Origin of the sequence: Streptomyces sp. NRRL S-1022, assembly GCF_000720135.1 — a bacterium.
GTDB lineage: Bacteria > Actinomycetota > Actinomycetes > Streptomycetales > Streptomycetaceae > Streptomyces.
In genome coordinates this window covers 98,768-115,085 of sequence record NZ_JOIU01000006.1, presented here as the reverse complement: position 1 = coordinate 115,085, position 16,318 = coordinate 98,768, and the positions used below count along the sequence as shown (strand labels likewise).

Below are 16,318 nucleotides of genomic sequence, written 5' to 3'. Positions count from 1 at the left end.
CACCAGTGACGCCCCCACCCGGAAAAGGTGCTCCATGGCCTTCTTCGCCCTCTCCCGGCATCAGCCGCTCGTCCTGCTCTCCGCCACCGACCTCACCTCGGAGTACGACCGGCTGCACGAGGAGAACCGGCAGCTCCAGCGCGCGGTGACCTCCCACGCCGTGATCGACCAGGCGATCGGTGCCCTCGTCGTGCTCGGACGGACAGCCCCGGAGGAGGCCTGGCGGGCACTGCGGGACGTCTCCCAGCGCACGAACGTCAAGCTGCGGACGGTCGCCGAGCACATCCTCGACTACGCGCAGGGCGGCACGCTTCCCGAGCCCGAGCGGCTCGAACTCGGCAGGGCGATCACCCGTTACCGCCGGTGCGCCGAGGACGCCCGGGCGCTCGCCGACGACCTGCCCGCGCCGGCCGGCGACCCCGGCTGACCACCAGGGCCCCCGCCGGGGCTGCGACCCGGTGCCGAGCCCTCGCCGGCCGGCGCAGGTCCGGCCCGCCCGGACCGCGGGCCCCGACCGCGCCCGTTCCGCCCACGCTCTGCCACCCGGATGCACTCCGCGCGCCGCCGGCGCGCCCTGTGCTTACGGTGCTGTGGAGGTGACCGGCCGTCAGCCGGGCGGCGCGGAGAGGAGGCGGGTGCGGTGGGCGATGCGCGCCGGCGGGTGGCCGGACGGAACGGTCCGCGCCGGGCCCGCGGCACGGTGCTGGGCAGCCGGCCGGCGCACTCCGTACGGCCGTCCGCCCCGCCCCCGGCGCAGCCGCCGCTGCCGCCGGCCGAGTGGACGGTGCCGTGGCTGCGGGTCGCCGCCGCCTACGCCTGGCGGCTGGTCCTCGTCGGCATCGCCGTCTACGGCGTGTTCATCGTCCTCGGCAGCTTCCAGCTCATCGCCGTCGCGCTCTTCCTCGCACTGGTCGTGACGTCCGTGCTGCGCCCGCTGACCGACCTGCTCGCCCGGTTCCTGCCGAGGCCGCTGAGCGTGGCGGTGTCGCTGGTGGGCAGCCTGGCGCTGCTGCTGGGCCTGCTCGCGCTGGTGGGCAGCTCGGTGGCCGGGGAGTCGGACCGGCTGGCCGGTGAGTTCCGCGGCGGCGTCCACCGCATCGAGGAGTGGCTGCAACGGCCGCCGTTCCGGCTCGGGCCCGGCGCGCTCTCCACGCTGCAAGGCCAGGTGACCCACTACGTGTCCGAACACCGGGCGTCCCTGCTCACCAGCGCGCTCGACGAGCTGGGCCGGGTGGTGGAACTGGTCACGGGCGGTGCACTGGCGCTGTTCGCCTCGGTCTTCTTCCTGCACTCCGGCGAGCGCCTGTGGGGCTGGGCCCGGGAGCAGTTGCTGCCGAGCGGTGCCCGCCCGGTGTGGGACCGGGCCGGACAGGCGGCCTGGCGGACCTTCGCGGGGTACACGCGCGGCATCATCATCGTGGCCGCCACCAACGCCGTGCTCGTGGGCGTGGGCCTGCTGGTGCTGCGGGTGCCGCTCGCGCTCCCGCTGACGCTGCTGGAGTTCTTCGCCGCGTTCGTGCCGCTGGTGGGCTCACCGGTCGCGCTCGGGGTGGCCACGATCGTCGCGCTGGCCGGGCGCGGTCCGCTGACGGCGATGGGCGTGCTGGTGCTGATCGTCGTGATCGGCCAGCTGGAGGGGCACGTGCTGCATCCGCTCGTGATGAGCTGGGCGGTACGGCTGCATCCGCTGGTCGTGGCCGTGTCGGTCATCGCGGGCAGCATCGTCGCCGGCGTGATCGGCGCCATCGTGGCGGTCCCGGTGGTCTCGGTCGTCTGGGCGGTGCTGAACGCGCTGCGCGCGGTGCCGCCCTGACGTACGTGCCGCCGGCGCCGTACGCATCAGCGCAGCGCTGTGGCGACGAGGCCGCGGATCTCCTCCTCCTGCACGCTCCCGCCGTTCACCAAGCGGTCGAAGACCAGCCCGTCCACACAGGTCAGCAGGGTCACCGTACGGTCCTCCGGGTCCGCCACCCCCTGCGCGGCGAGGAAGTCGCGGACGACCCGCCGGCCCTTGTTCTCGCGCGGCACGAGGATCTCGCGCAGTGCGGGGTGGTGCGCGCTCTCGACCGCGCAGGCGTAGCGCGCGAGGGACCGCCGGCGGCCCTCCCCGGTGAGCCGCGCCCCGACCAGCGCGGCGATGCCCGCCGTCAGCTCGTCCGCGCTGCGTGGCACCGGGGTGCGGGCTCCCCGCTCCTCCAGTTCCGCCTGGTCGAGCGCCACCAGGCGGCGGACCAGTGCGGTGAGGAGGGCCTGCCGGGTGCGGAAGTAGGCGGACGTGGTGCCGGGCGGCAGTCCGGCCGCCCGGTCCACGGCGCGGTGCGTCAGCCCCCGCATGCCGGTGCCGGCGAGCACGGAGATCGCCGTGTCGGCGAGCAGGGTACGTCGGTCTGTGGCCACTCCCTCTTTCTACACCGCCTTCTACATCCGTAGAAGGCCGCGCTAGGGTGCCTGTCCATTGCACTTCTACAGATGTAGAAGGCCAAGGGACGGAGGGGGATCCGCATGGGTCGTACGGCGGTGGTGGTCGGGGGCGGGATCGGCGGGCTGGCCGCGGCTCTGGGTCTGCGCCGGATCGGCTGGGAGGTCCGAGTGGTGGAGCGGGCCGCCGTCCTGGCCGACGCCGGGGCGGGCATCTCCCTGCACGCCAACGGGCTGCGCGCGCTGTACGCCGTGGGCGTGGGCGCCGCGGTCCGGGCGGCCGCGCGGCCGCAGTACACCGGGGGGACCCGCACCCCCGCAGGCCGGTGGCTCTCGCGCATGGACGGCACCGTGCTGGAACGCGAACTGGGCGCGCCCATCGTCGGCATCCCGCGCGCGGTCCTGCACCGTCTGCTGCGTGCGGCACTGCCCGCGGAGTGCCTACTCGTCGGCGCGACGGTGCACACGCTCGACCTGTCGGTCCCGGACCGGGTGGGCGTGCCGGCCGGGGACGACGTCCTGGAGGCGGACCTGGTGGTCGCGGCGGACGGTGTGCACAGCCGGCTGCGCGGACTGCTGTTCCCCGGCCGTCCCGGCCCGGTGTACGCCGGTTCGACGGTTCTCCGGGCCGTCACGGAGGACCCGTTCGAGGTGCCCACCGACTTCGAGCTGACCTGGGGTGCGGGGGCGGAGTTCGGGCACATCCTGTTCGCCGACGGCCGCGCCGAGTGGCACGCGGTGCTCAACGCGCCGCCCGGCGTCCGGCACGCCGACCCGCTCGGCGTGCTGCGCGACCGCTTCCACGCCTGGCACGACACGGTCCCGGCGCTGCTGGCCGCCACCCGGGCCGAGGCCGTGCTGCACCACGACCTCCACGAACTGGTCACGCCGCTGCCGTCGTTCACGGCGGGGCGGGTGGCACTCCTGGGCGACGCGGCGCACGCCATGACCCCGCACCTCGGCCAGGGTGCCTGCCAGGCCCTGGAGGACGCCGCCGTACTGGCCGCCGCGCTGGCCACGGAGCCCTCGGTCGACGCGGCACTCGCCCGGTACGACACCGAACGCCGTCCCCGCGCCCAGTCGGTCGCCCGCGCCGCCCGTCAGGCCGGCCGCCTGGGCCAGCGGCTGAGCCACCCCCTGGCGATCGCCCTGCGCAACACCGCCCTGCGACTCGCCCCTTCCCGCGTGACGACCCGCGCGATCCTCCGCCACGCCGACTGGACACCGCCGAGCCCGGACATGAGGGGCTGAGCCGGTTCACCCTCTGCCCCGGCCCGGGGCCGGCGTCCCTCAGTCGGCGAGCGGTGTCCGCTCCGGGGGGCCGGCGCCCACGCTGTCGCTCAGCCCGAGGCGCAGGTGTTCGATGTGGTGGACGGCCTGGTCGAGGAGCTCGGCGACGTGCCCGTCGTAGAGGGCGTAGATCACCGAACGGCCCTGGCGGCGGCCGACGACCAGGCCGAGGTTGCGCAGCAGCCGCAACTGGTGCGAGCAGGCGGACTGTTCCATGCCGACCTCGACGGCGAGCTCGGTGGCCGCGCACGGGCCCTCGCGCAGCCGGGACAGGATCAGGAGCCGGGACGGGGTGGCGAGGGCCTGGAGGGTGGTCGCCACGCGGGCGGCGCTGTCCGCGTCCAGGCGCGTGCGGGGAACCGCTGTCCGCGCGGGAGTCGCTCCATGGCCCATGCCCGTCATCATACAGAGGACACTTGAAGGGCTTTTCATATGTGCGGGGCGGCCGGAGCAGCGCCCGACCGGGACGCCCCGCACATTCGGCGGGCATGGACGCGGCCAGAGGTGGCACCCGGGTCGCCGTGCGTGGAATACGACTGACCTGGCAGAACATGGGCCGTGACGCGTCCTCCGTGGTGGACGCGGCTCGGCGGGCCTGGGCGGGACCGAGCCGGGAACGGGACCTGGCCGTCCAGGCGGGGAAGGCGGCGCTGGCCGCGTGGGTGGCCTGGGCGGTGGCCGGCTGGTGGCTGCGGGCGCCGGTGGCGTTCGTCGCGCCCTGGGTGGCGGTGGTCCTGGTGGAGTCGACCGTGTACCGGTCGATCGCGCGCGGCCTGCAGCAGCTCGGGGCGATCGCGGCCGGCACGGTCGTGGCCACCGCGGTCGGGCTCCTGCTGCACAGTACGGTGGCCGCGATGGCGCTTGTCCTGCCCCTCGCGATGCTGCTGGGCCAGTGGCGGCGCCTGGGCAGCCAGGGCATCTACGCGGCCACCGGCGCCCTGTTCGTCCTCACGGGCGGCTCCGTCAGCATCACCACCTCCGCGGCCCGGCTCGCCGAGGCGCTCTTCGGGGCGGTGGTCGGGATCGCCGTGAACGCGCTGGTCCGGCCGCCGCTGTACCTGCGCGACACCCGTGCCGTGCTGCGCGACGCGACCGAGGAGGCCCACGACATCCTGCGGGACGTCGCGGACGGGCTGGCCGCGGGACGCTGGGACGCGGAGGAGGCCGGCGCCTGGCACGAGCGCGCGCTGCGGCTGCACGGCCTGGTCGAGCAGGCCCGCTCCTCCGTCGAGTGGAGCAGGGAGAGCCTGCGCGGCAATCTGCGCCGCCGCCGTACTGGCGCGGCGCCGCCGGACGGCAAGGGGTACGACGACGCCCTCGTGGTCCTGGACCACGCGGCCGTGCACACCGCGGGGGTGACCCGCACGGTGCTGGAGGCCGCCACCGAGGACGGCCGGGCCCCCCGGCCGCATCCGGGAGCCGCCCGGCGGTACGCGGAGTTCCTGTGCCAGTCCGCCCGCGCGCTGCGGCTGTACAGTCACAGCCGGTTCGGCGACGCGTGCGAGGACCAGCTGCGCGAGACCGTGACGGAACTGCGCGGCACGCTCGACGACCTGCGCCGGGACCTGGTCCGTTCGACGACGGACGACCCCGACGAGGTGGCCACCTACGGCGCGCTGCTCGCCCAGGCCCACCGGCTGGCCGACCAGCTGGCCGCCTCGACCGCCTGAGCGAAGCCCCGGCCGGCCGCCGTACCCGGTACCGGCGCTCACTCGCCCCGCGCCGGCTCCCCCGGTTCGCCCACCCCGAACAGCGCGGGGCCCACGGCGAGGAAGCCGTCGGTCAGCGGGCGGCAGCGCACTCCCCCGCCGCCCCGCAGGGCACGCTGGGCGCCGGGACCGAGGGTGGTGTCCATCCAGGCGCAGGGCCTGGCGGCGCTGCGGACCTCCAGGTACACCGGTCCCGTGCCGCAGTCGAGGAAGACGGTGGAACCGGTGCACGCGTCGATGTCGACCCCCCGCAGCAGGACGTTGCGCCGGGTGCGCAGCAGGCCGGCCGGGTACGGCCCCGGCTGCGGCAGCCGCTCGGCCGCCATGAGGGTGAGGGAGGCGTTGCGGTGGGCGGGGTGGTTGAAGTACCGGTCCCCGACGATGCCGAGGCCCGCCCGCACCTCGGCCGTCGTCACCAGTTCACCGGGCGGCAGCTCGGGAAGGCCGTCGCCCGGCCGGCCGGCGAGCCGGTGCACCGGGGAGACCAGCAGCTGGAGTATCTCGACGTGCGGCACGCGTCGAGCCTAACCGGACCTCCCCGGCGTACGGGTGCGCCCGCACCGGGCGGGCGGCACCCCCGCCACCTCGGTGTTACGACAACTCTTCGAGGAACGCGGTCAGTTCGGCGTTGAAGCGGGCCGGGTCCTCCATGTTCGGGTAGTGCCCGGCGCCCGGGATGCCGACGCTGCGGGCACCCGGTACGAGGTCCACGAGGCGGGCGGCCATGGCGAGGTGGTCCGGTGAGTCCAGGGCGCCGTTGAGGGCGAGCAGGGGGACCTCGATGCCGGGTACGCGCTCCCAGGTCCCGGTGACGGGGACGTGGTGGTCGGGCTCGCCGGGGGCGTGCTTGCCCAGGGTCGCCAGCCCCATCTCCCGTACGAGGCGGGTGACGCCGGGGTCGACGTCACCCGCGGCCCGGTGCGGGCCGATCGCCCAGCGCACGAACGCGTCGGCCCAGGCGTCCAGGTCGACGGCGGCCAGGGCCCGCTGCTGCTCGGCCACCACCTCCAGGACCCAGGGGTCCTCGAAGACGGGTTCGCTGGTGCCGACCCCGCTGACGACGACCGCGCGGACCAGCTCGGGGTACTCCAGGGCGCAGTCGACCGCGATGCCCCCGCCCATGCACAGGCCGACCAGGACGGCGGGCGCGGCGTCGAGTCCCCGGAGCAGTGCGGCGAGGTCGTCGACCTGCCGGAAGGGCCGGGTGGCGTTGTCAGAGGCACCGTGGCCCCGGGCGTCCCAGGCGATGACCCGGTGGCTGGCCGCGAGGACCGGTATCTGCTCTTCCCACATGCGGTGGTCGGTGAAGCCGCCGTGCAGCAGGACGAGGGGCTGTCCGGAGCCGGCCTCACGGTAGGCGAGGCGGCCGTCGGCGGTCTGGAGGGTGCGGACGGGCGTGGATGCCAGATCGACAGTCATGACAACCAAGGTGTCATTCTTTGGTGAAGTTGGCAACCAAGGTGTCATGCTGGTCCCATGAGTGACGACCGCACCGCCCCCGCTTCCGCCGGCCCGCCTCGCGACGAGCTGGGTGAATGCCTCACCGAGGTCTTCGACCTGGTCGGGCCGCTCTACCGGCGGGTGCAGCGCAAGGTGGAGGAGGCGGCCCCGATCGAGGGGCTGTCCGTGGGGGTCCGCGCGGTGCTGGATCTGCTGCGCGCGCGGGGCCCCATGACGGTTCCGCAGATGGGCCGGGCGCAGGCGCTCAGCCGGCAGTTCGTGCAGCGCATGGTGAACGACGCGGCCCGGCAGGACCTGGTGGAGAGCGTGCCGAACCCCGCGCACCGCCGGTCCCCGCTCATCCGCCTCACCGAGCCGGGCCGGGCGGCGATCGAGGCCGTACGGGCCCGCGAGCACGAGCTGCTGCGCCGGGTGGGCGGCGATCTGACCATGGCGGACGTCGACGCCTGCCTGCGGGTGCTCGGTGCGATGCACACGCTCTTCGCCGACGTCGACGTCGACTGACCTCCCCCGGCGCTCACCCGGTGGCGAACTTCCGCAGCTCGTCCTGGGAGCCGTCGAACCTGTCGTGGTCGCCGACCGTCGGCCCGCTGGAGGTGTACTGCCACATCGTGTACGACGTCCAGCCCGCGGGCAGCGGTCCCACCGTGGAGGCGTAACGCGCGATCCACAGCGGGTTGGTGGCGCCGAAACCGGCGTAGTCGCCGGTGCACTGGGTCCACCAGTTGGTGGCGGTGTAGATGACGGCCTGCCGGCCGGTGCGGGACTTGTAGCGGTTCAGGAAGTCGCGGATCCAGCCGACCATGCCGCTCTGGGACTTGCCGTAGCAGGCGTCGCCGTAGGGGTTCCACTCGATGTCGAGGGCGCCGGGGAGGGTCTTGCCGTCGTCCGACCAGCCGCCGCCGTGGTCCACGAACCAGTCGGCCTGGGCGGCGCCGCCGGCGCCGTCCGGGGTGGCGAAGTGGTAGGCACCGCGGACCATCCCGCTGCCGTACGAACCGTCGTACTGCTGGGTGAAGTAGGGGTTGGTGTAGGAAGTCCCCTCCGTGGCCTTGGTGTACGCCCATCTGGTGCCGCTGTTCCACAGCGTCTGCCAGTCGACGTCGAGCTGGTGGCTGGAGACGTCCACGCCTTCGGTCTGGGAGGCGCGGCCGACCGGGGGCAGGGTGCCGGAGTCGCCGTCGTGGGCGAGGACGCCGATGCCCATGTAGGCGGTGCCGCGCTCGGGTGCGCCCCCGGCCGGCACGGGCACGGCCGGGGGGCTGGACAGGAACATCAGGAGACCGGTCAGGGCGCCGGTGAGGCACAGGCGGGACCGGCCGGGGAAACGGGCTATGGGGTTTCGCACACCGTCCATCTGACCCGGAGCCGGATCGTCCCGCACCCCGGGTACCGCCCAACGAAGGCCTGCGCGGCCGGTGTCTGACCCATCCGGGTGTCGCTCACCCCTCGATGCGGTGCTGCGTCCAGAAGGAGGTCAGGTCCGTGCTCGTGGCGGCCTGGGCGGCCGCCTTGAACTCGGCCGTGGTGGAGACGCCGTACCAGTGGGCGCTCGCGTAGTCCTTCAGCAGCTTGGCCATGGCGGTGTCCCCGAGGACGCGCCGCAGGTCGTGCAGTGCGCACTTGCCGTAGCCGTAGACGACGGTGGAGTACCGGGAGGAGTGCGCGTCCCAGTAGGCCATCGAGTTGGTGATCTTCTCGGCGCTGGAGGCCCAGGAGACGCTGCTCCAACAGTTGCTGCCGGTCTTGCCCAGGGCGAGGTCGGTGGAGTAGTCGGTGAACGCCTCGTCCAGCCAGGGGCTGGTGTACTCGTCGTCGCCGACGATGCCGTACCACCACTGGTGGCCGATCTCGTGGGTGAGCGCCGTGGTGCTGACCAGGTCCAGGACGAACCCGGGATACTCCATGCCGCCGAACCAGTAGTTGTTGTCGATGACCGCGTCCAGCTCGCCGTACGGGTAGGCGCCGAACCGGGCCGCGTGGGCGTCCACGGCGGTCTTGGCGGTGCTGAGCATCGACTGGGCGCTGGAGGAGCTGATCCCCGAGACGGAGTACACGTTCACCGGGACGCCGGCCGCCGAGGTGCCGGAGACCTTGGTGAAGGGGCCCGCGGCCCACGCGAAGTCACGGACCTTCGAGGCGGTGGCCGTGGTCACGGTACGGCCGCTGGAGCCGGGGGTGTCCGTGGAGGTGCCGGTGGCCGGGACCAGCAGGCTGCCGGGGTGGTCGAGGGTGACCTTGAAGTCGGCGGCCAGGGAGTAGAAGGACTCGCCGTTGTCGGTGTAGGGGTCCAGGTGCCAGCCCGCGCTGTCGCGGACGGCGAGCAGGGGCAGGGCGTTGCCGACGAAGCTGAAGGCGCCGTCGTGCCCGAAGCGGTCGGCGCCGCTGGGGACGGTGATGCCGAGGTCGAAGCCGAGGGTGGCGCTCTGGCCCTGGGCGAGCGGGCTCGGCAGGTCGATCCGCAGAGCGGTGCAGGCGACGGAGAGGGCGCCGGCGGTGCCGCCGGTGACGTTGCCGACCGTGACGGGCATCGCGTCACAGCTGCCGTGGTAGTTGTCCCACAGCCGCAGGTAGACCTCGCCGAGCGCGGTGGCGGAGGCGTTGGTGAAGGTCACGCTCTCGTGCCCGGTCCAGACGGTGCCGCTCGTGTCGCTGCTCAGGTTCACGGTGTACGAGGGCGCGGCCGGCGTCCGTGTGGAGTCGGTGGACGGTGGTGTGCTGCCGTCGGAGGTGTCGAGGGCGATGTCGTCCAGGACGAAGCTCGTCTGGAGGCTGGAGTCCTCGGTCCCGGTGAAGGACAGGTTCACGGTCTGGCCCGCGAACGAGGACACGTCGACCGACTTCTTCACGTAGCCGGTGTTCTTGTCCAGGTTCGAGTAGGTGGCCAGCGTGGTGCCGCCGAGCTTGGCCGTGAGCTTGTCGTAGGCGGTGGACGAGGTCGTCTCGGCGGTGTCGATGTGCAGCCAGAAGCTGAGGGTGGCGGTGCCGCACCCGGAGGGGATCGTCACGCTCTGGCCGAGGGTGTCGGTGTGGGTGCCGCCGACGCCGTCGAGCCAGGCGTACGAACTGCCGCCGTGGGCGGTCTGCCCGGTGCGGCTGGTGATCACCGTGGAGGAGGACGCGGTCCACGGTGACGTGCCGCTCTCGAAGCCGCCGTTGGTGACCACCTGGGCCGGGGTGCAAGCGGCGGCGGTGGCCGGCCCGGCGGTGGCGGGGGTGCCGGGAAGCACGAGGGCGGCCACCGCGGCGACGGTGAGCGCACCGGCGCCGAGGGCCTTGTGGGGGGTCGGTCTCACACGCTACTCCTTCGTGGCGGCCGGGATTCCGGCCTGCTCTGGGGACCGCCTGGCCGGCCGGGGTGCGCCGGGGCGGCCGCGGACGGGACGTGCGCGAGCGCGGTGCCGGGGAGTCCGTCGCCACCTCACGGGGTCGGGGCGGCGACTGCCGAAAGAGTGACAGATTTGACAAGTTCATGCCAGGTCCCAGAGAGGGTGTGCGCCTCGGGCGCGGATGCCGCCCGCCGCGGGCCGAACGGCGGGCGGCATCCGGTCAGGCGGTGCGCAGCGTCATGAAGACCGCCTGCAGCCGGGTGCCGTCCGGACCCGGCCAGCCGGCCGCGACATGCCCGCGGGCGTCCCGCGGCGACGGGGGCGGGTTCTCGGCCACGGGGCTGAGGACCCGGTGGACCCGCAGGACCGCGCCCGTGCCCGGGCCCTGGGGCACGGGGATGCGGGTGCCGTCCTCGTCGTCGGCCGGCTCGGGCGTGAAGCCGGCCGCCCCGAGCGGGGAGCCGGTGCAGGAGCGGAGCACGTCGTGGTCGGGGGTGTCGGAGACGCTCTGGGCCATCGCCTGCGCCCTGCCCTCGATCAGCGCCAGCAGTTCGGTGACCAGCACCGGGTCGTGGCAGCCGTCGTAGACCCAGCGCTTGCCCAGCACCCCGTGCTCCATCGTGCCGATGAGGCCGCTTTCGGCCCCCTCCAGCGGCGCCCCGCGGTAGGTGAGCGCCGCCAGGTAGGGCGTCCGCTCGGGGCTCGCCGTGTCGGTGACCACCATGAACTCGATGCCGACCTCGCCCTCGGGGTCGTCCAGCCGGAACCCGCCGGACTTCTCCAGCACGGGCGCGTCCGGGCCGCCGCGGTACCAGGGGCGGGTGGGCAGCCAGGCGGTGAGCAGTTCGAGTTTGGTGGGCTTGAGGGTGGTCTCGTGGATGACGGCCATGCCGGTGGGTGCCTCCAGTGACGCGGATGCTGACTCCGTCGAGCCTTCCACATCGCCCCAACGGAGCGGCGCCGGGCCCGACATCGTCCCGACGGGCCGGCTCCGGGCTCGACCCGGCCCCGGGGACGGGGGACCGGGATGACGGCCGGGTCGAGCACGGCGGTTCCGGTGGTTTCAGTCCCTGTGGGCCTGTTCGAAGGCGGCGAAGGCGGCCTCCTGACGCCATTCCAGGCGGGCCCTGGCGCTCTGCGCGAGCAGGTGGCGGCAGGCCGCGCCGCGCACCGGCAGGCCGGGGTGTTCGCTCCGGCAGGCCGCGACCGGCCGGTAGCCCGTGGTGGTGGGATGGTCCTGCCACAGGCTCGCGCCGGGCAGGAAGCCGTACTCCAGGGAGGCCCGGGCCAGGTCCTTCAGCTCGGGGTAGCGCAGGCCGTAGGTGGCGGCCGCGTACTGGTACTCGTGGCTGATGTCGATCCGGGAGACCCCGGGGTCGTCGGTGGACAGGACGACCGGGACGCCGTAGCGGCGGTAGGTGGTGAAGGGGTGGTCGGCGCCCTTGACGCCGAGGATCTGGGCGTTGCTGGAGAAGGGCACCTCGACGGCCACCTCGCGGTCCGCCATGGTGCGGGCCGTGTGCCGCCAGTCGTCCTCGTGGACGAGGTCGACGCCGTGTCCGACGCGCTCGGTCCGGGCGACGTCCACGGCCTGCCTGATGTGGAACCTCAGGTCCGCGGGCTTGACCAGACCGGGCCACAGCTCGCCCGCGTGCAGGCTGACATGGGCCTTCGGGTACCGGGTGCGCAGGTAACCGACCATGCGCATCTGCAGGCTGTAGTTGCGCAGGGAGCTGTCCCCGTCCTCGGGCTGGACCAGGTTGACGGCGACGAACCGCGGGTCGGCCTCGGCCAGCCGCATCCCGAGGGCCAGCTGGGTGAAGACCCGCTCCGGCGAACTGCCCCGGGACGCCTGGGAGATCCAGCGTACGGTGAGGCCGCAGCCGGGCCGGGCCTGCGGGGTGCCGCAGTGCTCGGCGGCGCGGAACTCGGCGTCGCCGTCGTCGGCCTCCCTCCGGGCCTCGGCGACCAGCTCGTCGAGCTTGCCGTCCGCGACCAGTCTGCGGTGCAGCGCGGCGAGGTCGTCGTCCCAGCCCACCTGGGCGGCGAGGTTCTTGGCGCCCTCGGAGGCGGGGCTGACCATCGTCTCCAGGTACACCTGGTTGTCGCGGACGGCGGTTTCGGCGACCTCGGCGAGCAGCTTGCCCCGGTGCCGCCAGGTCACCTCGCCGAACTTGCCGAAGGTGTCGAAGAAGTGGTCGTGCCCGTTCCGGTCGCGCGGGAAGTCCTGCATGGACCAGGCGCGCACCAGTGCGTCGTGGAACGCGCGGTCGGTTCGGGCGTCGGCGGCGGGCCGGGTGCCGGGGCCGCAGGGCGGGGCGAGGGCGGTCAGCGTCGCGGTGTCGACGCACAGCCCGTCCTCGGCGGCCAGCTCGATCAGGTACTCCGTGGACACCGCCCCGGAGAGGTGGTTGTGCAGGTCGCCGCCCTTGGGCAGCCGGCGGAAGAAGGCGCGCAGGGCCGCGGGCCGGTCGCGCAGGGAGCGGAGATGGGCGTCCGTGCGTGCCTCCGCCTCGGTGGCCTGCCGGGGCGACGGCGCGGCGGGCCGGTGCTGCGCCGGTGCCGGCTGGGCGGCGGCGGGCAGGGCGGACAGCAGGGACAGGACGGTCAGGGTGCCGAGTGCGGCCGGAACGACACGGCGGCGCAGGGCTTTTCGACGTTGCAGACTCACACGGGCATGATCACGGAGAGATCACGGCGGCGGACCCCGATCCGGCGGAACTCCACCCGGAGAGCACCCGACCGGGTGATCCCCGGCACATCACCGCGCGTCTGCGTTCCCCGGGAGGCACGTGCGGCCGGCGGACCGCCCTCGGCCGCGGGAAGTGATCGAAAGGCCGACGCATGCGGACCGGAAGGGCGGGTATTCGCGCTGCGAATTCACACATCGGCGATCATCAGGGAGGCGGAACGCATGCTCATGGCACACCCCGCGGTGCTGCAGGACCTCATTGCCCAGTACGAGGCTCTGACCCTGCTCGGGGCAGAGGAGAGCACGCCGCAGGCCCGGCAGCGGCTCGCTGACATCACCTACACGCTGTGCGTGGCCACCGGCACCCGGGACATCGACATGGCGCTGATCGCCGCCCGCCACCGCCTCTCCGGCGCCCGCCCGGAGGACGACTCGCTGCTCCAGGCACCGGAGCCCCAGGCGTCCGCACCGGTGGAGCAGGTCTCCGCGGCCTGAACCCGGCTTGCCTCTCGGGCCGTTGCCCGCACCTCCCCCTCAACTCGTCGCCTCCCGCTTCTGGTCGGCGTGACCTACCGGACGGTATACAGGCCCGGTCGACCGCGCGAGGCCGCTCTCCGGTGCCGCCGCCGCGCGTTGCAACGGAGTTGAGGGGGAGGCTTCATGACGAAGGACACGCGTCCGGCGGGCGGGGCGGGAGGCCGCCGGCGGACCGCCGTGCTCGGGGCGGTACTGGGCGGCTGCGCTTTGGTCGCCACCGGTACGGCACCGGCCGCGGCGCACCCCGCCGGGCAGGGCCGCGGGGCCGCCTACGTCGCACTCGGCGACTCCTACACCTCGGGGCCCGGCATCCCGCGGCAGGTGGACACCGCCTGCGCACGCTCGGACCACAACTACCCCTCGCTCGTGGCCGGCCGGCGGCAGCCGGCCGCGTTCACGGACGTGAGCTGCGGCGGGGCCACGACCGCGGAGATGTGGCGGCCCCAGGGCACCAACCCGCCGCAGCTCGACGCGCTGGACCGGCACACCGACCTGGTGACGCTGCAGATCGGCGGCAACGACGTCGGTTTCGGCACCATCATCGGCACCTGCGCCCGCCTCGCCGCCCAGGACCCGGCGGGCAACCCCTGCGAGCGCTCCTACAACGCCTCCGGGTACGACCGGCTCACCCTCACGATCGCGCGGACCGCGCCGAAGGTCGACCGGGTGCTGCGGGCCGTGCACGCCCGGGCGCCGCACGCCCGGGTGGTCGTGGTCGGCTATCCGGACCTGCTGCCCGAGGACGGCAGCGGATGCTTCCCGCAGGTTCCGTTCGCCCAGGGCGACTTCCCCTATCTGCGGGACACGGAGAAGCGGCTGAACCTGATGCTGCGGCTGGTGGCCGCCGTGAACCGCGCCGCGTACGTGGACGCCTACGGCCCCACGGTCGGCCACGACATGTGCAAGGCACCGGCGGACCGCTGGATCGAGCCGCTGCAGCCGGCCTCCCCCGCCGCTCCCGCGCACCCCAACGCCAAGGGTGAGGCGGCCATGGCGGAGGCGGTGCTGGCCCGGCTGGACGCGGGGCGCGGACGGGACTGAACCGAGGGGGCGGCCACCCGGCCCGGGAGGCCGCCCCCTCGCCCGGTCAGCCGCCGAGCGCCCCCAGCACCACCGCCTGGGCCTCCTCCTGCACCCGGGCGAGGTGCTCGGCGCCGAGGAAGGACTCCGCGTACACCTTGTAGACGTCCTCGGTGCCCGAGGGGCGGGCCGCGAACCAGGCGTTCTCGGTGGTGACCTTGATGCCGCCGATCGCGGCACCGTTGCCGGGCGCCTCGGTGAGGACGGCCGTGACCGCCTCCCCGGCCAGAGTGTCCGCGGTGACCTGCGCCGGCGACAACTCGCCGAGCAGCGCCTTCTGTTCGCGGGTCGCCGGGGCGTCGATGCGTGCGTAGGCGGGCTCGCCGAAGCGGGCGGTCAGGTCGGCGTAGTGCTCCGAGGGGGTCTTGCCGGTCACGGCGGTGATCTCGGAGGCGAGCAGGGCGAGGATGATGCCGTCCTTGTCGGTGGTCCACACCGAGCCGTCCCGGCGCAGGAAGGACGCGCCGGCCGACTCCTCGCCGCCGAAGCCGAGGTCGCCGCCGACCAGTCCGTCCACGAACCACTTGAAGCCGACCGGCACCTCGACCAGCCGGCGGCCGAGGTCGGCGGCGACCCGGTCGATCATCGTGGAGGACACGAGGGTCTTTCCGACGCCCGCGGCGGCCGGCCACCGGTCGCGGTGCCGGTAGAGGTAGGAGATGGCGACCGCGAGGTAGTGGTTGGGGTTCATCAGGCCGGCGTCCGGGGTGACGATGCCGTGCCGGTCGGCGTCGGCGTCGTTGCCGGTGGCGATGTGGAAGCGGTCGCGCTGCTCGATCAGGGACGCCATCGCGTACGGCGAGGAGCAGTCCATGCGGATCTGGCCGTCCCAGTCCAGCGTCATGAACCGCCAGGTGGGGTCGGTGTGCGGGTTGACCACGGTCAGGTCGATGCCGTGCTGCTCGGCGATCCGGCCCCAGTACGCGACGGAGGCGCCGCCGAGCGGGTCGGCGCCGATGCGCACTCCGGCCGCGCGGACGGCGTCCAGGTCCAGCACGCCGGGCAGGTCGCCGACGTACGTGCCGAGGAAGTCGTACCGCCGGGTGGTGTCCGCGGCGAGCGCCCGGGTGTACGGCAGCCGGTGCACGTCCTTCAGGCCGCCGGTGATGATCTGGTTGGCACGGTCCTGGATCCAGGAGGTGGCGTCGGAGGCCGCCGGACCGCCGCTCGGCGGGTTGTACTTGAAGCCGCCGTCGGCGGGCGGGTTGTGCGACGGGGTGACGACCACGCCGTCGGCGAGGCCGGTGGTGCGGCCGCGGTTGTGGCTCAGGATGGCGTGCGAGACGGCGGGCGTGGGCGTGTAGCCGTCCGCGCTGTCGATGAGCACGGTCACGCCGTTGGCGGCGAACACCTCCAGCGCGGTGGCCCGTGCGGGCTCGGACAGCGCGTGGGTGTCGGCGCCGAGGAAGAGGGGCCCGTCGGTGCCCTGGGCGGCCCGGTACTCGCAGATGGCCTGGCTGGTGGCGGCGATGTGGTCCTCGTTGAAGGCGCTCGCCAGGGACGAACCGCGGTGCCCCGAGGTGCCGAACGCCACCCGCTGTCCCGGGTCGGCCGGGTCGGGGTGCAGCGTGTAGTACGCCGTGACCAGCCGGGCCACGTCGACAAGGTCCTCGGGACCGGCCGGCCGGCCGGCGCGCTCGTGCGCCATGAGTCCGTTCCTCCGCATCAGTGGATTGCTTCGCTCACCGCCCATCTTTCCTCGTCGGCGGCAGGCCATGCGAGTGCGCCACCAGCCGGAGCGCACCGGGGCCGGCGCGGTGGTCCCGCCACCGCGCCGGCCCCTGCTCCTGCGCGGGCGGCGG

The 16,318-nt window shown here is 73.9% G+C and carries 16 protein-coding genes; 7 read left to right on the top strand and 9 right to left on the bottom strand.

What is annotated here, in order from left to right:
• The first annotated feature begins 34 nt into the window (after positions 1–34).
• Both IG05_RS42010 and IG05_RS0108580 read left to right on the top strand, forming a co-directional pair.
• Entirely contained in the window at positions 35–427 is a 393-nt protein-coding gene (locus tag IG05_RS42010) for an ANTAR domain-containing protein (protein ID WP_078893979.1), read from the top strand.
• Between the two features lie 213 nt (positions 428–640).
• A complete protein-coding gene (locus IG05_RS0108580) occupies positions 641–1,813 on the top strand; it encodes an AI-2E family transporter (protein WP_030340652.1) in 1,173 nt (390 codons plus the stop codon).
• A gap of 26 nt (positions 1,814–1,839) precedes the next feature.
• On the opposite strand, the gene IG05_RS0108575 is transcribed toward IG05_RS0108580, so the two are convergent.
• Positions 1,840–2,397 (bottom strand): TetR/AcrR family transcriptional regulator, encoded by a 558-nt coding sequence (locus IG05_RS0108575; protein ID WP_030340650.1) that lies wholly within the window; start codon positions 2,395–2,397, stop codon positions 1,840–1,842.
• Positions 2,398–2,502: 105 nt separating this feature from the next.
• On the opposite strand from IG05_RS0108575, the gene IG05_RS0108570 reads away from it, so the two are divergent.
• On the top strand, positions 2,503–3,669 hold the full coding sequence (locus tag IG05_RS0108570) for an FAD-dependent monooxygenase (RefSeq protein WP_030340648.1): 1,167 nt from the start codon (positions 2,503–2,505) through the stop codon (positions 3,667–3,669).
• A gap of 39 nt (positions 3,670–3,708) precedes the next feature.
• On the opposite strand, the gene IG05_RS42005 is transcribed toward IG05_RS0108570, so the two are convergent.
• Positions 3,709–4,101: an ArsR/SmtB family transcription factor gene (locus IG05_RS42005; protein WP_158838825.1), complete on the bottom strand. Its 393-nt coding sequence runs from the start codon at positions 4,099–4,101 to the stop codon at positions 3,709–3,711.
• Positions 4,102–4,259: 158 nt separating this feature from the next.
• Between IG05_RS42005 and IG05_RS0108560 the strand changes: the two genes are divergently transcribed.
• The gene (locus IG05_RS0108560; RefSeq protein ID WP_030340644.1) at positions 4,260–5,378 is read left to right on the top strand and encodes an FUSC family protein; all 1,119 of its coding nucleotides are present in this window, start codon (positions 4,260–4,262) and stop codon (positions 5,376–5,378) included.
• Between the two features lie 38 nt (positions 5,379–5,416).
• On the opposite strand, the gene IG05_RS0108555 is transcribed toward IG05_RS0108560, so the two are convergent.
• Positions 5,417–5,932, bottom strand: a complete 516-nt coding sequence (locus tag IG05_RS0108555) for a hypothetical protein (RefSeq protein WP_030340642.1) — start codon at positions 5,930–5,932, stop codon at positions 5,417–5,419.
• 76 nt (positions 5,933–6,008) lie between these two features.
• The gene (locus tag IG05_RS0108550) at positions 6,009–6,836 is read right to left on the bottom strand and encodes an alpha/beta fold hydrolase (RefSeq protein WP_030340641.1); all 828 of its coding nucleotides are present in this window, start codon (positions 6,834–6,836) and stop codon (positions 6,009–6,011) included.
• Positions 6,837–6,893: 57 nt separating this feature from the next.
• On the opposite strand from IG05_RS0108550, the gene IG05_RS0108545 reads away from it, so the two are divergent.
• Positions 6,894–7,382, top strand: a complete 489-nt coding sequence (locus tag IG05_RS0108545; RefSeq protein ID WP_030340639.1) for a MarR family winged helix-turn-helix transcriptional regulator — start codon at positions 6,894–6,896, stop codon at positions 7,380–7,382.
• 13 nt (positions 7,383–7,395) lie between these two features.
• On the opposite strand, the gene IG05_RS0108540 is transcribed toward IG05_RS0108545, so the two are convergent.
• The 4 genes from IG05_RS0108540 to IG05_RS0108525 all read right to left on the bottom strand — a co-directional run bounded on the left by IG05_RS0108540 (position 7,396) and on the right by IG05_RS0108525 (position 12,878).
• On the bottom strand, positions 7,396–8,235 hold the full coding sequence (locus IG05_RS0108540; protein ID WP_030340637.1) for a lysozyme: 840 nt from the start codon (positions 8,233–8,235) through the stop codon (positions 7,396–7,398).
• A gap of 85 nt (positions 8,236–8,320) precedes the next feature.
• Positions 8,321–10,174, bottom strand: a complete 1,854-nt coding sequence (locus IG05_RS0108535; protein WP_030340635.1) for a M1 family aminopeptidase — start codon at positions 10,172–10,174, stop codon at positions 8,321–8,323.
• A gap of 253 nt (positions 10,175–10,427) precedes the next feature.
• Positions 10,428–11,096, bottom strand: a complete 669-nt coding sequence (locus IG05_RS0108530) for a maltokinase N-terminal cap-like domain-containing protein (protein ID WP_030340633.1) — start codon at positions 11,094–11,096, stop codon at positions 10,428–10,430.
• A gap of 174 nt (positions 11,097–11,270) precedes the next feature.
• Positions 11,271–12,878: an adenosine deaminase family protein gene (locus IG05_RS0108525; protein ID WP_030340631.1), complete on the bottom strand. Its 1,608-nt coding sequence runs from the start codon at positions 12,876–12,878 to the stop codon at positions 11,271–11,273.
• Positions 12,879–13,121: 243 nt separating this feature from the next.
• On the opposite strand from IG05_RS0108525, the gene IG05_RS0108520 reads away from it, so the two are divergent.
• Both IG05_RS0108520 and IG05_RS0108515 read left to right on the top strand, forming a co-directional pair.
• Positions 13,122–13,394 carry a DUF5133 domain-containing protein gene (locus IG05_RS0108520; protein WP_030340627.1) on the top strand — a complete coding sequence of 91 codons (273 nt, stop codon included), beginning with the start codon at positions 13,122–13,124 and terminating at the stop codon, positions 13,392–13,394.
• A 165-nt stretch (positions 13,395–13,559) separates the two neighbouring features.
• Positions 13,560–14,477, top strand: a complete 918-nt coding sequence (locus IG05_RS0108515; protein WP_030340625.1) for an SGNH/GDSL hydrolase family protein — start codon at positions 13,560–13,562, stop codon at positions 14,475–14,477.
• A 46-nt stretch (positions 14,478–14,523) separates the two neighbouring features.
• Here the strand turns inward: IG05_RS0108515 and pgm are convergent, their stop codons facing one another.
• Positions 14,524–16,164 carry a phosphoglucomutase (alpha-D-glucose-1,6-bisphosphate-dependent) gene (gene pgm, locus IG05_RS0108510; RefSeq protein WP_030340623.1) on the bottom strand — a complete coding sequence of 547 codons (1,641 nt, stop codon included), beginning with the start codon at positions 16,162–16,164 and terminating at the stop codon, positions 14,524–14,526.
• Between the last annotated feature and the right edge of the window lie 154 nt (positions 16,165–16,318).

Coding starts and splice junctions, on each gene's coding strand:
- IG05_RS42010 (WP_078893979.1), top strand. CDS start 35: ATGGCCTTCTTCGCCCTCTCCCGGCATCAGCCGCTCGTCCTGCTCTCC.
- IG05_RS0108570 (WP_030340648.1), top strand. CDS start 2,503: ATGGGTCGTACGGCGGTGGTGGTCGGGGGCGGGATCGGCGGGCTGGCC.
- IG05_RS42005 (WP_158838825.1), bottom strand. CDS start 4,101: ATGGGCCATGGAGCGACTCCCGCGCGGACAGCGGTTCCCCGCACGCGC.
- IG05_RS0108560 (WP_030340644.1), top strand. CDS start 4,260: ATGGGCCGTGACGCGTCCTCCGTGGTGGACGCGGCTCGGCGGGCCTGG.
- IG05_RS0108550 (WP_030340641.1), bottom strand. CDS start 6,836: ATGACTGTCGATCTGGCATCCACGCCCGTCCGCACCCTCCAGACCGCC.
- IG05_RS0108545 (WP_030340639.1), top strand. CDS start 6,894: ATGAGTGACGACCGCACCGCCCCCGCTTCCGCCGGCCCGCCTCGCGAC.
- IG05_RS0108540 (WP_030340637.1), bottom strand. CDS start 8,235: ATGGACGGTGTGCGAAACCCCATAGCCCGTTTCCCCGGCCGGTCCCGC.
- IG05_RS0108530 (WP_030340633.1), bottom strand. CDS start 11,096: ATGGCCGTCATCCACGAGACCACCCTCAAGCCCACCAAACTCGAACTG.
- IG05_RS0108520 (WP_030340627.1), top strand. CDS start 13,122: ATGCTCATGGCACACCCCGCGGTGCTGCAGGACCTCATTGCCCAGTAC.
- IG05_RS0108515 (WP_030340625.1), top strand. CDS start 13,560: ATGACGAAGGACACGCGTCCGGCGGGCGGGGCGGGAGGCCGCCGGCGG.
- pgm (WP_030340623.1), bottom strand. CDS start 16,164: ATGGCGCACGAGCGCGCCGGCCGGCCGGCCGGTCCCGAGGACCTTGTC.